The 14,323-nt window shown below is 68.0% G+C and carries 11 protein-coding genes; 5 read left to right on the forward strand and 6 right to left on the reverse strand.

Going from position 1 to position 14,323, the window contains the following annotated elements; genetic code table 11:
- The first annotated feature begins 131 nt into the window (after nt 1–131).
- Nucleotides 132–1,397 (forward strand): cytochrome P450, encoded by a 1,266-nt coding sequence (locus CRP45_RS28715; protein WP_097247817.1) that lies wholly within the window; start codon nt 132–134, stop codon nt 1,395–1,397.
- Nucleotides 1,398–1,481: 84 nt separating this feature from the next.
- Here the strand turns inward: CRP45_RS28715 and CRP45_RS28720 are convergent, their stop codons facing one another.
- The 4 genes from CRP45_RS28720 to CRP45_RS28735 are packed head-to-tail and all read right to left on the reverse strand — an operon-like array spanning nt 1,482 to nt 5,073.
- Entirely contained in the window at nt 1,482–1,898 is a 417-nt protein-coding gene (locus CRP45_RS28720) for a nuclear transport factor 2 family protein (RefSeq protein WP_097247818.1), read from the reverse strand.
- Nucleotides 1,895–3,064, reverse strand: coding sequence for a thiolase domain-containing protein (locus CRP45_RS28725; protein WP_067792610.1), 1,170 nt, complete (start codon nt 3,062–3,064; stop codon nt 1,895–1,897). The genes CRP45_RS28720 and CRP45_RS28725 overlap by 4 nt, the downstream gene beginning before the upstream one ends.
- A complete protein-coding gene (locus CRP45_RS28730; RefSeq protein ID WP_097247819.1) occupies nt 3,061–4,095 on the reverse strand; it encodes a thiolase domain-containing protein in 1,035 nt (344 codons plus the stop codon). Before CRP45_RS28730 ends, CRP45_RS28725 begins: the two co-directional genes overlap by 4 nt.
- Before the next feature lie 12 nt (nt 4,096–4,107).
- Entirely contained in the window at nt 4,108–5,073 is a 966-nt protein-coding gene (locus CRP45_RS28735) for a Zn-ribbon domain-containing OB-fold protein (protein ID WP_097247820.1), read from the reverse strand.
- Nucleotides 5,074–5,314: 241 nt separating this feature from the next.
- Between CRP45_RS28735 and CRP45_RS28740 the strand changes: the two genes are divergently transcribed.
- Nucleotides 5,315–6,352 (forward strand): LLM class F420-dependent oxidoreductase, encoded by a 1,038-nt coding sequence (locus CRP45_RS28740; protein ID WP_097247821.1) that lies wholly within the window; start codon nt 5,315–5,317, stop codon nt 6,350–6,352.
- Between the two features lie 73 nt (nt 6,353–6,425).
- Nucleotides 6,426–7,964, forward strand: coding sequence for an acyl-CoA synthetase (locus tag CRP45_RS28745; protein ID WP_097247822.1), 1,539 nt, complete (start codon nt 6,426–6,428; stop codon nt 7,962–7,964).
- A 2,098-nt stretch (nt 7,965–10,062) separates the two neighbouring features.
- Here CRP45_RS28745 and CRP45_RS28750 read toward each other — a convergent pair.
- On the reverse strand, nt 10,063–11,055 hold the full coding sequence (locus CRP45_RS28750) for a sigma-70 family RNA polymerase sigma factor (RefSeq protein ID WP_097247823.1): 993 nt from the start codon (nt 11,053–11,055) through the stop codon (nt 10,063–10,065).
- Between the two features lie 178 nt (nt 11,056–11,233).
- On the opposite strand from CRP45_RS28750, the gene CRP45_RS28755 reads away from it, so the two are divergent.
- Entirely contained in the window at nt 11,234–11,653 is a 420-nt protein-coding gene (locus CRP45_RS28755; RefSeq protein WP_067791250.1) for a VOC family protein, read from the forward strand.
- Nucleotides 11,654–11,711: 58 nt separating this feature from the next.
- On the opposite strand, the gene CRP45_RS28760 is transcribed toward CRP45_RS28755, so the two are convergent.
- Complete coding sequence (locus tag CRP45_RS28760) at nt 11,712–12,494, reverse strand: crotonase/enoyl-CoA hydratase family protein (RefSeq protein ID WP_067791252.1); 783 nt, start codon at nt 12,492–12,494, stop codon at nt 11,712–11,714.
- A 60-nt stretch (nt 12,495–12,554) separates the two neighbouring features.
- Here CRP45_RS28760 and CRP45_RS28765 point away from each other — a divergent pair, with 60 nt between their 5' ends.
- A complete protein-coding gene (locus CRP45_RS28765) occupies nt 12,555–14,204 on the forward strand; it encodes an acyl-CoA synthetase (protein WP_067791254.1) in 1,650 nt (549 codons plus the stop codon).
- Nucleotides 14,205–14,323: the final 119 nt, after the last annotated feature.

Raw genomic sequence — 14,323 nt, forward strand, 5'->3', positions numbered from 1 at the left:
CTTTGAACCTTCCACTAGGGGACAAAACTGAAACGTGTGCCAGCCGGATGGTCCGCGCTTATTTACTAGTCCTTCCGGCTGTGCTGCAATTGATTGTAGAACGTGTTTCAGTTTGTCGAAGGAGACATCTGGTGGTTGAGACTCGGAACGCCCTCCCGAATCTGCCGGAAGGGTTCGACGTCACGGACCCGGACATCTACGCCGAGCGCATTCCGGTCGAGGAGTTCGCCGAGCTGCGCAAGACCGCGCCGATCTGGTGGAACCCGCAGTCACCCGAAACCGGCGGCTTCCAGGACGACGGCTTCTGGGTGGTGAGCAAGCACGCCGACATCAAGGAGGTCTCGCGGCGCAGCGACGTGTTCTCCAGCTTCGAGAACACCGCGATCCCGCGCTTCAACGACGACATCACCCGCGAGCAGATCGAGCTCCAGCGCATCGTGCTGCTGAACATGGACGCACCCGAGCACACCAAGCTCCGCAAGATCATCTCGCGCGGCTTCACACCGCGCGCCATCAACGGTCTGCGCGCCGAGCTCTCGGCGCGGGCCGAGGACATCGTCAAGCGGGCGGCCGCGTCGGGGGCAGGCGACTTCGTCACCCAGGTCGCCTGCGAGCTGCCGCTGCAGGCGATCGCCGAGCTGATCGGCGTGCCGCAGGAAGACCGGATGAAGGTGTTCGCCTGGTCGAACCAGATGACGGGCTACGACGACCCGGACAACGACGCCGACCCGGTGGCCGCCTCCGCCGAGGTGCTCGGCTACGCCTACCAGATGGCCGTCGCGCGCAAGGCCTGTCCCGCCGACGACATCGTCACCACGCTGATCGAGGCCGATATCGACGGCGACAAGCTCAGCGAGGAGGAGTTCGGCTTCTTCGTCATCCTGCTTGCCGTCGCGGGCAACGAGACCACCCGCAACGCGATCACCCAGGGCATGATGGCCTTCCTGGACAACCCCGACCAGTGGGAGCTGTTCAAGAAGGAGCGCCCGGCGACCGCCGCCGACGAGATCATCCGGTGGGCCAGCCCGATCACCTCCTTCCAGCGCACCGCCCTCGAGGACACCGAACTCGCCGGCGTGCAGATCAAGAAGGGCCAGCGGCTGGTGATGCTGTACCGCTCGGCCAACTTCGACGAGGACGTCTTCGAGAACCCGATGAAGTTCGACATCACCCGCCAGGACAACCAGCACCTGTCCTTCGGCGGCACCGGCGCGCACTTCTGCATCGGCGCGAACCTGGCCCGCCTGGAGATCGACCTGATCTTCAACGCCATCGCCGACCACCTGCCCGACATCACCAAGCTCGGCGACCCGAAGCGGCTGCGCTCCGGCTGGCTGAACGGGATCAAGGAATTCCAGGTCGACTACAAGACGGGCGGCTGCCCCGTCGCGCACTGACGGACGAGAAAGGCCCTCGAACCGGAGTACCCAGCCGGTTCGAGGGCCTTTCGTGTGCTGCCCGAGGGGGATGGGCAGCAGGTATCAGTCGACTTTTCGGGTGGTCGACATTGCCCGATCGACCTCCCAGAACGCGCGCAGAGCGGCGATCTTGCCCGCGTCGTCGACCTTGTAGGTGAACACGCCCTCGGCGTCGATCTGATGCCCGCCGATGCGGCTGCGGATGGTGCCCGTGAAGGCCACCTCCTTGCCGCAGGCGAAGGAATCGTCGAACAGGAACTCGATCGATTCGGTCTGCGCGATCGCTTTGTCCCAGAACGCCCCGATCGCGTCGCGCCCGCGGTGTCCCTTGCCCTCCGGATCGAAACCCGAAGGCCCGATGGGATCTTCGACGATCCCGTCGGCGGCGAAGAGATTGAGCCATGCGTCCTTGTCCCGCGCGCGCACAGCGGCCTGAGATGCGAGTCCGGCGGCGCGCGCGGGGTGCTCGGTAGCGGTCATTCCGGCTTCTCCGAACCGACAACCCACATCGAGAAGTATTGCGACCCACCGCCGTACGCGTGACCCATGGCCTTGCGCGCGCCGTCGACCTGGTAGTCGCCCGCCCGCTCCATCACCTGCTTGGCGGCCTCGGCGAACCGGATGAGCCCGGACGCGCCGATCGGGTTGGAGGAGAGCACGCCGCCGGACGGGTTCACCGGGATGCGTCCGCCGATCTCGGTCTCGCCCTTCTCGGTGAGCTTCCAGCCGTCGCCCGGCGCCGCGAAGCCGAGGTTCTCCAGCCACATCGGCTCGAACCAGGAGAACGGCACGTAGATCTCGGCCGCGTCGATCTCCTCGAGCGGATCGGTGATGCCCGCCGCCTTCCAGAGCGCGGCGGCCGCGTCCCGGCCCGCCTGCGGGTTGACCTGGTCGCGCCCGGCGTAGGTGGTCGGCTCGGTGCGCATCGCCGTGCCGTGCACCCAGGCCACCTTCTTGCCTTCGGCCTCGACCGCCGCGGCCGCTTCGGCGTCACCGATGACGATCGCGCAGGCGCCGTCCGAGGACGGGCAGGTCTCGTCGAAGCGGATCGGATCCCACAGCATCTGCGAGGCGAGTACCGATTCCAGCGTGATGTCGGGCTGCTGGAGGTGGGCCAGCGGGTTCTTGGCGCCGTTGCGCCGGTCCTTCACCGCGACCATCGCGCCGATGTGGGTCGGCGCGTTCGACCTGCGGATGTAGGAACGCACGTGCGGCGCGAAGTAGCCGCCGGCGCCCGCGCCGACCGGCATGGTGAACGGCACCGGAATCGACAACGCCCACATGGCATTCGACTCCGACTGCTTCTCCCAGGCCACCGCGAGCACCCGCTTGTGCACGCCCGCCTGCACGAGGTTGGCGGCAACCACACCGGTGGAACCGCCGACCGAACCGGCGGTGTGCACGCGCAGCAGCGGCTTTCCGGTCGCGCCGAGCGCGTCGGCCATGTGCAGCTCGGGCATCATGACGCCCTCGAACAGGTCCGGCGCCTTGCCGACCACGACCGCGTCGATATCGGCGATGGTGAGCCCGGCGTCGGCGAGCGCGCGATCGATCGCCTCGCGACACATGCCCGACATCGACACGTCGGTTCGTTTCGTCACGTGATGGGTTTGTCCGGTGCCGAGCACCGCGGCCGGAACACTCATGCGTGCGCCTCCAAAACGGTCACAAGATTCTGCTGCAGCGCGGGGCCGCTGGTGGCGTGCGCGAGCGCGCGGTTCGCGTTGCCCGCCATGATGGCTTCGGCCGCGAAACCGATGCGCTCGAGTCCCGCCGCGAACATCGGGTTGGCGGCCAGCGCGCCGCCCGACGGATTCACCGTGGTCTCCGGCTTCAAACCGATTGCCTCGGTGAGGATCAGCTGCTGATGGCTGAATTGGGCGTGCAGTTCGGCGATATCGAAGCCGCTCAGGTCGCCGCCCGTAACCGCCTGCGCGGCAGCGGAAGTCGAGGGGGAGAGGGTGAGGTCGCGGGCGCCGAGCACCGGGGTGTCGATGCGGTGCGCCATGCCGGTGATCCAGGCCGGGCGCTCGCACAGTTCGCGGGCGCGATCGCCGACCGCGAGCACGATGGCGGCCGCGCCGTCGGTGATCGGCGCGCAGTCGTGCGCGCGCAGCGGATCGGCCACATACGGTGTGGCGAGCAGGCTTTCGATGTCACCCGAGTCGCCCGCCGCGACCGCGGCCATGTCGCGCTCGGTCCACCGGCCCGCGTCCAGACCGGCCCTTGCCTGAAGGCCCGCGATGGACAGCGCGTCCGGCCACAGGGGAGTGACCAGGTACGGATCGAGCTGCATGGTGAGCACCTGGCGCAGCGTGCCCGCCGAGGACTTGCCGAAGCCGTAGACCAGCGCGGTGCGGGCCTGCCCGGACTTCAGCTTCACGAACGCCTCGTACAGCGCCCACGCGGCGTCCATCTCGACGTGCGACTCGTTGATCGGCGGTACGGCGCCGATGGCGTCCACCGCGGAGATGAACGAGAAGGCGCGTCCGGCAAGGTAATCGGAGGAGCCCGAGCACCAGAAGTCGATGTCGGACTTGGTGATGCCCAGGTCGGCGTAGAGCTGCTGGAAGCAGGGCACCAGCATCTCGACACCGTTGGTGGTGCCGAAGGTCTCCGGCACGTGCGGAGCGTGGGCGAAGCCCACGACCGCGATGTCGGTGGCGTTGTCAGTCAACGTAAGCGCCTCTCACAGGTGGTGCTTGTAGGTCTCGTAGTCGGCGTCCGGCTCGCCGCTCGGCTCGAAGTGGTCGACGTTCTCCAGACCGTGACCCCACTCCTCGCGCGGCTTCCACACCGCCTTCACGCGCATGCCCATCCGCACTTCGCTTGCCTCGCAACCGAGTACGAGGTGCAGAACCGGGATGTCGGCGCCGTCGAGCAGCACGTAGGCCGCGACGTACGGCGGTTTGATGCGCTGCCCGAGGAACGGGACGTTCACGATGCAGAACGTGGTGATCGTGCCGTGATCGGACAGCTCGATGTAGTCGTCGGTCGGCCTGCCGTCGGTCGGGTTGGCGCCGCGCGGCGGGAAGTACACCTTGCCCTCGGCGTCGGTGCGCGCGCCGATCAGCTTGCCTTCGGCAAGTCCGCGCAGGTAGACGGTCTCCTGCGGGGACGCGGTGTGCTTGTAGGACAGGTCGACCGGCGTGACGACCATCGTGACCGGCTCGCCGCTCTCGGTGGCGGGCTCGGCGGTGGACTGCTCGCCCGGCTCGAAGCAGACGATGTCCTTGATGGTGCCCTCGGTCTGTTCGGCCCAGCGCGCCCGCACCCGCATGCCGGTCCGCATCTGGTCCGGCCCGGCGACGTCGACGGCGTGCAGCATGCTGGTGTCCGCGCCGTCCAGCTTGATCAGCGCCCAGGCGAAGGGCCGGTCGAAGGGCTGGCCGGGGAGCGGTTCGTGCACCCAGGTCCAGGAGGCGACGACGCCGGTGTCGGCGACGTCGACGAACTCGGTCAGCGGCAGGCTGGTGACCGGGTCGTATTCGGGCGGCGGCACCAGAACCCGGCCGTCCGTCCCGCGCACGCCGACCACCTTGCGGCTCCGCAGACCGGTCAGGAATCGGCCGATGGTCGGGCCAACCGACCGTGTGTAGTCGAATTTCGCCCGCAGCGGGGCGCTCAGCACATCGGGTGCCGTGCTGGTGTCCAATTCCGACCCTCTCTCAGCTGTTCATCACTCGCCGCTGTTCCGGCGGCCGTCGTCGCGCCCGTGCCAGGTCGGGTTCATCCCGCCCAGCTCGCGGCGGTGCTCATCCCGTCGGGCCCCCACCCGTGAATACGCCGGACGCGGTATTCCCCTTGGTCACGCTATCGAGTAGAACAGGTTCTTATTCTGGTGGCAAGGCGTACCTTCGCCTTACCGCCCATCGGTGGCTCGGAAAGGGACGCTCATGAAGTTCGGATTGCAACTCGGATATTGGATGGCGCAGCCGCCGCAGAACGCGGGGGAGTTGGTCGTCGCGGCCGAGAAGGCGGGGTTCGACGCCGTGTTCGCCGCGGAGTCGTGGGGCTCGGACGCGTTCGGTCCGCTCACCTGGTGGGGTTCGTCCACCGAGCGGGTGCGGCTGGGCACTTCGGTGGTGCAGATGTCGGCGCGCACGCCCGCCGCCACCGCGATGCACGCGCTGACCCTCGACCATCTCAGCGGCGGCCGGGCGATCCTCGGGCTCGGGGTTTCCGGTCCGCAGGTGGTGGAGGGGTGGTACGGGCAGCCGTTCGCCAAGCCCTTGCAGCGCACCCGCGAGTACGTCGGCATCATCCGCCGCATCCTCGCGCGGGAGGCGCCGGTGACCAGCGACGGCCCGCACTACCCGCTGCCATACACCGGGCCGGGTTCGATCGGGCTCGGTAAGCCGCTCAAGCCGATCGTGCACCCGCTACGTGCGGATTTGCCGATCTGGCTCGGCGCAGAGGGGCCGAAGAACGTGGCGCTCACCGCCGAGATCGCCGACGGCTGGCTGGCGATCTACTACGCCCCGCGCCTGGCGCACATGTACAACGACTGGCTCGACGAGGGGTTTGCCAGGGCGGGTGCTCGCCGGTCCCGCGAGGACTTCGAGATCGCGGCCAGCTGCCAAGTGGTGATCACCGACGACCCCGCCGCGGAGCTGGAGAAGATGCGCTGGATCATGGCGCTCTACATCGGCGGCATGGGCGCGCCGGAGCTGAACTTCCACGCCCAGGTCTACCGCCGGATGGGCTACGACCGCGAGGTCGACGAGATCGGCAAGCTGTTCCAGGCGGGCAAGAAGGCCGAGGCGGCGGCCGTCGTCCCGGACGAGCTGATTCTGGACACCGCCATCATCGGCGACGAGGAGCATGTGCGTAAGCAACTGAAGGTCTGGGAGGCCGCGGGCGTCACCATGATGCTGGTGTCGGTTCCGGACGTGGCGCAATTGCACCGGCTCGCACCCCTTGTCGATCAGTAGAACGCGTTCTAGATTCAATGGGGTGACTGCCTCGCCCGCCCCGTCTCCGCACCGTCCCTCTGCGCAGGGGGCGGTGGAAATTCTCGGTCTGTGGAATATCGCGAACGCCGAACCCGATCGGATCGCGATGGTCGATCCCTCGGGTCGGGAGGTGACCTATCGCGAACTGGCCACGCTCGCCAACCGCTACGCCAACGGGCTGCGCGCCCTCGGCCTGCGGACCGGCGACGTGCTGGTGAGCATGGTGCACAACTGCGTCGAGGCGGTCGCCGCCTACTTCGCGGCCTACCAATCCGGCCTGTACATCGTGGCGGTGAACTGGCACCTCACCGGTCCCGAGGTGGCCTACATCCTCCAGGACAGCGAGGCAAAGGCGTTCATCGCGAGCGACCGGTTCGCCGCCGCGGCCAAGGCGGCCGCCGACGAGGCCGGTTTGCCTGCGACGGCGCGCTTTTCGGTCGGTGAGATCGAGGGCTTCAAGTCGGTGGCCTGGCTCGGCGCGGCCGACACCGGTCGTCCGTCCGAGCGCAGCACCGGCGCGCCGATGCTCTACACGTCGGGAACCACAGGGCGGCCCAAGGGAGTTCGGCGTCCGCTCACCGGCGCCGACCCCGACGTCGTCCCGCCGCACACCACCGCCTTCTTCGGCTTGTTCGAGCTGGCGCCCTACGACGATCACGTGCACATCTGCGGTTCGCCGCTGTACCACACCGCGGTGCTGAACTTCGCGACCATCTCTATCCAGTTGGGGCACACGCTCGTTCTCATGGACAAGTGGGAACCCGAGGAGATGCTGCGCCTGATCGACAAGTACCGGGTCACCCACAGCCACATGGTGCCCACCCAATTCCACCGGCTGCTCGCGCTGCCCGCGGAGGTGCGCGCGAAGTACGACGTCTCCTCGCTGCGCAGCATGGTGCACGGCGCGGCGCCGTGCCCGCAGGAAACCAAGCGCCAGATGCTCGAGTGGTGGGGACCGACGGTCACCGAGTACTACGCGGCGACCGAGGGCGGCGGCACGGTGATCAACGGCGCCGACTGGCTGCGCAAGCCCGGCTCGGTCGGCAAGGCGTGGCCATGGTCGGTGATCAAGGTGCTCAGCGAGGAGGACGGCAGCGAGGTCGCCGCGGGCGAAACCGGTTTGGTGTACATGAAAATGGGCGCCTCCAGCTTCGAATACCACCACGACAAGGCGAAGACCGAGGACGCGCGAGTCGGCGACCTGTTCACCGTCGGCGACATCGGCTACCTCGACGAAGACGGCTACCTCTACCTCTGCGACCGTCGCTCGGACCTGATCCTCTCCGGCGGTGTGAACATCTACCCCGCCGAGATCGAGAGCGTCCTCGTCACGCACCCGAAGGTCGCGGACGTGGCCGTCTTCGGTATCCCGCACCCCGATTGGGGGCAGGAGGTGAAGGCGGTGGTCCAGCCCGCGGACGGGGTCGAAGTCGGCGAGGAGCTCACCGCCGAGCTACTTGCTTTCGCGGCAACGCAATTGGCGAAGTACAAGATGCCGCGGTCGATCGACTACCTCGCGGAGCTCCCCCGGGACCCCAACGGGAAGCTGTACAAGCGCAAACTCCGAGACCGCTACGTGCCCGCGTCCTGAATTGCGGTGCCGCCCACTGGTTTGCGTGGGCGGCGGTCCCTGGTGCTGAGGTCACCCCGGGTTCTTCGGAGGTCTGGCTGGTGCCACACACCTTGTACACGCCTCGCATAGGCGGTGCCTATGTGAGGGGTGTGGTGGGTGTGTGGGAGCGCGGGCTCTGGGTTGCGGTTCTCCGGGGTGCGCGAAATCGGTGCGTCGTTTGCTTGGTGCGGGGGCTGCGGTTGGGGAGACGGTTCCCAATGTTGTGGGTGCTCAAGAGGGTTTGCTTACCAGGGTTTCATCCCAATGTTGTTGGTGCCCAGATGGTCTGCCTACCCAGGTTTTCCTCTGAGCAGTGCTGGGCGCGTCGTGTGCCGTACCCGGCCTACCTCCCGCAGTCGGGTGCGCGGGCTCGATTTCCGGCGTGGTCGACCGGCTCTGGTTGCGTCTAGAGAGTGCGCCAGCGGGAAAGAGCTCTCAGCCTGTCAAGCCCCCAGCCACCATTTGACTACCGTCGATAGAGAAATGGATTCGACGGTAGTCAAATGGTGGCTGTTCAAGATCAACTAGCAGCCATTTGACTACCGTCGATTTTCGCGGGCACCCCCTGCGCCCGCATCGGGCGCACCGCCGCCGCATCGGACCAGCTCGCGACCGCTGCCCACGCCACACAGCGCCAGTACTCGTGCGAGCACTGTGCACAACTGCACGCGACCTGCACGCGACGACAACCCAACACCGCAGCTCCACCCACCAACTCCCGCTCGCTGCCCTCCCTAGACGCAACCACAACCAGATGACCACGCCGGAAGCCGCGCCCACGCTCCTCAACTGCGGGAGGTAAGCCGGGTACGGCACCCAACGTGCCCAGCACCGTTCGAGGAAAACACTGGTAGGCAGACTATTTGGGCACATCGACCTGGGGCTCACGTGACCCAACCGGACCGCCGACCCAACCTGCCGCCCCGGTCGGAATCCGCCCGACCGCCGCACCCATCGATCACGACCCCGCACCCCCCCGAACACGCGGTCACCACGACCCCGCACCCGCCCGAACGCGCGGTCACCACGATCCCAACATTCGGCGGACCACCGGGCCGACACATGGCTGCGTGACAAACGACCCACCACGATCACCCGACTCATGGCCCACGACCAGCGGCCCACCGGGCCGTCACCCCCGCCCCGCGAGGGCCGTCATCCCAACCTCGCGACCAGCGGCCCACAGGGCGCCGTTGCCCACCTTGCGGCCAGTGGCTCACCGGGCTGCCAACCCCACCTCGCGACCGACGGCTCACCGGGCCAACACCCCACCGCGCGGCCAGTGGCTCACCAGGCCGCCGACCACCTTGCGGCCAGTGGCTCACCGCGCTGCCAACCTCACCTCGCGACCGATGGTTCATCGGGCCGCCACCCACCTCGCGGCCAGTGGCTCACCGGGCCGCCGACCACCTTGCGGCCAGTGGCTCACCGGGCCGCCACCCACCTTGCGGTCAGCGGCCCACCGGGCTGTCAACCTCACCTCGCGACCGATGGTTCATCGGGCCGCCACCCACCTTGCGACGAGCGGCCCACCGGGCCGCCACCCCGCCCCGCGACCAACGCCCCTCGGGCCGCCAACCACCCACTCCCCGCAGCCCGCCCGGGCTGTCACCCACCTCGCGACCAGTGGCCCACCCGGGCTGTCACCAACCTCGCGGCCGGCGGCCCACTGGGCTGTCACTCACCTCGCGACCGGCGGCCCACCGGGCTGCCACTCACCTCGCGACCGGCGGCCCACCGGGCTGCCACCCACCTCGCGACCGGCGGCCCACCGGGCCGCCACCCACCTCGCGACCGACGGCCCACCGGGCCGCCACCCACCTCGCGACCAGTGGCCCACCGGGCCGCCACCCACCTCGCGACCGACGGCCCACCGGGCCGCCACCCACCTCGCGACCAGCGGCCCACCGAGCCGCCACCCACCTCGCGACTAGCGGCTCACCGGGCCGCCACCCCCACCCGCGACCAACGCCCCTCGGGCCGCCAACCACCCACTCCCCGCCCCCACAACTCACCCCCTGGCACACCCCCTACCTACCGCCCGGCCCACTCAAACCGGACCCGCCCCACCACCAACTCAGTCCCGCAACTCCATCGGCAACCCGAACAGCGGGAACAACCGCTCCGTATCCAAGAAGAAGTTCAGCCCCGAGATCGTCTCGCCGTCGAGTTCCAGCACCGTGATCGACCACGGCACGAACACTCCCGGCTCCTCGCTCGGCTTGTAGTGCCCGAACGCCGGCAGTCCGTTCGCTCCTTCCAGCCGCACCATCCGGGACCCGGCGCAAGCGCTGCCGGTGCCGAGCATGAACTCGGCGACGTTCTGCGGGCCGGAGATCCACAGGTCGAAAGGCGGCATGGACAGTGCCACATCGGCTTTCAGCAGGGTGGTCAACGCGTCCATGTCGTAGGCCTCGAAGGCCGCGACGAAATCGTCGACGAGTTTGCGCTGATCGTCGTCGGATTCGTCGTAGCCGTCGGTGCTGTCGGGCTGCACCTTGGACATGGTGGCGCGGGCGCGCTGGAGGGCGCTGTTCACCGACGCGGGCGACATGGTCAGCGCCTCGGCGGTCTCGCTCGCCGAGAAGCGCAGCACCTCGCGCATGATCAGGATGGCGCGCTGGGTCGCGGGCAGATGCTGACATGCCGCGACGAAAGCCAGGCGCAGGGTGTCCTTGGTGGCCGCGTGTTCGGCCGGATCCGCCCCGAAGGCAAGGGCATTGGGGATCGGCTCGATCCAGACGTAGTCGGGCTGCGGTGGGGGCAGCGGCGAATCCGGAGTGCCTGGACCGTGGAGATCCATCGGCCTGGCCCGCCGCTGGGGACCGTCGAGCATGTCGAGGCAGACGTTGGTGGCGATGCGGTACAGCCAGGATCGCAGGCTGGCCCTGCCCTCGAAGGAGCCGTAGGACTTCCACGCCCTGGTGAAGGTCTCCTGCACCGCGTCCTCGGCCTCGAAGGACGAGCCGAGCATGCGATACGCGTAGGCGCACAGCTCCCGCCGGTGACCCTCGAACGACGCGAGAACGTCGGGGGAGAGGGTGGTCGACGGGCTGGACGAGTCGGTCATGGGTGCCACCATGCCACAGCCCACCGACACAAAACAGGCCCGAAAACCGGGTGGCACCTGCACCAAGATCGACCGGAAACGGAGTGGCCGTGATCACACGCGGCTACAGCGATGAGTTCTCGCCGCCGGGTTCGTCTCTACCTGTGAACACGCCGACACGCCCCGAGAGGACGAGAACATGAGCAGCAAGATGATCTTCATCAACCTTCCGGTCACCGATCTTGACCGGTCGAAGGCCTTCTACGAGGCACTGGGCTGGAAGGTCAACCAGGACTTCACCGACGAGAACGCCTCCTGCATCGTCGTCGACGACAACATCTGCCTGATGCTGCTGACCAGGGAATACTTCACCACCTTCAGCAAGCGCCCGATCGCCGACACCGTCTCGGCGACGGCCGCCGCCTACGCGCTGTCGCTGTCCAGCGCCCAGGAGGTCGACCAGCTGACCGACGCCGCCGTCGCCGCGGGCGCGACCGAGGAGGTCAACGAGGAGAAGCGCGCGCAGGAGGCCCAGGTCGGCATGCACGGCCGCACCTTCATCGACCCCGACGGCCACCAGTGGGAGCCGTTCTGGATGGACTACCCCGGCGCCAACTGACGCCCGAACGCAACGCGGCCCCCGAGCGCGAACGCGCCGGGGGCCGAGCCGCATTCGGCTACTGACCGGTGAAAGTGGGCTTGCGCTTCTCCGCGAACGCCTTCGGTCCCTCCTTGGCGTCCGCCGACTTGAAGACCTGTGTTCCGAGTTCGGCGTCGATCTTGAACGCCTCTTCCTCGTGCATGCCCTCGGTGTCGCGAATGGTGCGCAGAATCGCCTGCACCGCGAGCGGGCCGTTGGCCGCGATCAGGTCGGCCAGTTCGAGCGCCTTGTCCAGCGCGGTGCCGTCCGGGACGACGTGCCCGATCAGGCCGATCTCCTTGGCCTCCGGCGCGGTGATGTGCCTGCCGGTGAGCAGGATGTCGGCCGCGACGGTGTAGGGGATCTGGCGCACCAGGCGCACCGCGGAGCCGCCGAGCGGGAACAGGCCCCAGCGCGCCTCGGACACACCGAACTTCGCGCTCTCGCCGGCAACGCGGATGTCGGTGCCCTGCAGGATCTCCGTGCCGCCCGCGATGGCCGGGCCCTCGACCGCCGCGATGAGCGGCTTGGTCAGCCTGCGGCCCTTGAGCAGCGCCTCGATCTTGGACAGGTCCCAGCCGCCGCCCTTGAACGAATCGCCCGGATGCTGGGCGGTCATCGCCTTGAGGTCGGCGCCCGCGCAGAAAGCGCCGCCCGCGCCGGTCAGGATCGCCACCCGGATGTCCGGATCGCTGTCCACCTGGTCCCAGGCGTCGCGCATGATCGCCATCATTTCGGCCGACAGCGCGTTGCGGGCCTCCGGCCGATTCATGGTGACGATGAGAACGTGATCGCGCTTCTCGACGAGGCAGTGCGGCATTGCTGATTCTCCTGACTTTCGAGCCTTGTCAAGAACAGTAACACGTTCTATTTTTAGCGTGTGAGCCACAACATAGCCGACCTCGTCGAACATGCCATCGACCTCATGCCCGATCGCGTCGCGCTGGCCGACGACGGCCGTGAGGTGACCTACGCCCAGCTGGAGGAGCGCGCCAACAAACTGGCCCACTACCTGCTGGAACACGGTGTTCAGCCGGGCGACAAGGTGGGCATCTACTCGCGCAACACCATCGAGGCCGTCGAGGCCATGGTCGCGGTGTTCAAAGCCCGCGCCGTGATGATCAACGTGAACTACCGATACGTCGAGAACGAGTTGCAATACATCTTCGACAACTCGGACATGGTCGCGCTGATTCACGAGCGCCGCTACAGCGACAAAGTGGCCGCGGTTCGCCCCGCGATCGAGAAGCTGCGCACCGTCATCGTCGTGGACGACGATACGACCGGCACGATCCCCACCGCAGCCGATTCGGTGGAATACGAGGCCGCCCTCGCGCAGTCCTCGGGCGCGCGCGACTTCGGCGAACGGTCCCCCGACGACCTGTACATGCTCTACACCGGCGGCACCACCGGCATGCCCAAGGGCGTGATGTGGCGGCAGGAGGACGTGTGGCGCGTGCTCGGCGGCGGCATCAACTTCCTCACCGGCGAATACGTCGCCGACGAATGGGATCTGGCCAAGCTCGGCGCGGCCAACCCGCCGATGACCCGGTTCCCGATTCCGCCGATGATCCACGGCGGCTCCCAGTGGGCCACCTTCCAGAGCCTGTTCGGCGGCGGCAAGACCGTGATGATCCCGGAGTTCACCGGCCACGGCGTGTGGCAGCACATCGACCGCCACGGCATCAACCTCATCTTCATCACCGGCGACGCGATGGCGCGGCCGATGCTGGACGCGCTGATCGAGGGCAACCCGGAAACCGGTAAGCCGTACGACCTTTCGACGCTGTTCGCGATCGCCAGCAGCGCGGCGCTCTTCTCGCCCGCCATCAAGGAGAAGCTGCTCGACCTGCTGCCGAACCGGATGATCACCGACTCGATCGGCTCCTCCGAGACCGGGTTCGGCGGGCTCAGCATGGTCGCCAAGGGGCAGGCGCACACCGGCGGGCCTCGGGTCAAGATCGACGCCTCCACCGAGGTGCTCGACGAGGCGGGCAACCCCGTCGTGCCGGGGTCCGGCCAGATCGGCATCCTCGCGCGCAAGGGCCACATTCCGCTCGGCTACTACAAGGACGAGGCCAAGACCGCCGCGACCTTCAAGGAGTTCAACGGAATTCGCTACTCGATCCCCGGCGACTACGCGCGGGTCGAGGAGGACGGCACCGTCACGATGCTGGGCCGCGGTTCGGTCAGCATCAACAGCGGTGGCGAGAAGATCTTCCCCGAGGAGGTCGAGGGCGCGCTCAAGTCGCACCCCGAGATCTTCGACGCCCTGGTGGTCGGCGTCGACGACGATCGCTGGGGCCAGCGCGTCGTCGCGGTCGTGCAGTGTCGCGGCGACAACCGCCCCACCCTGGAGGACCTGCGCCCGGTCCTGACCAAGGAGATCGCCCCCTACAAGCTCCCGCGCAGCCTCTGGTTCGTCGACGAGATCAAGCGTTCCCCCGCGGGCAAGCCGGACTACCGGTGGGCCAAGGCGCAGACCGAGGCGCGCCCGGCCGACGAGCACGCCGAGGCGAGCGCCAAGTAGGTCGACCACGATCGAGGGCCGCCGCGAAAACCGCGGCGGCCCTTCGTCATGCGCCGAGCGCTACCCAATCGACGCGTCGATCCGGCCTTCTTTCGTCGTGCGCCGCGGTCGAATGCGGC

The sequence above is a fragment of the Nocardia amikacinitolerans genome (assembly GCF_900215415.1).
Classification (GTDB): domain Bacteria; phylum Actinomycetota; class Actinomycetes; order Mycobacteriales; family Mycobacteriaceae; genus Nocardia; species Nocardia amikacinitolerans.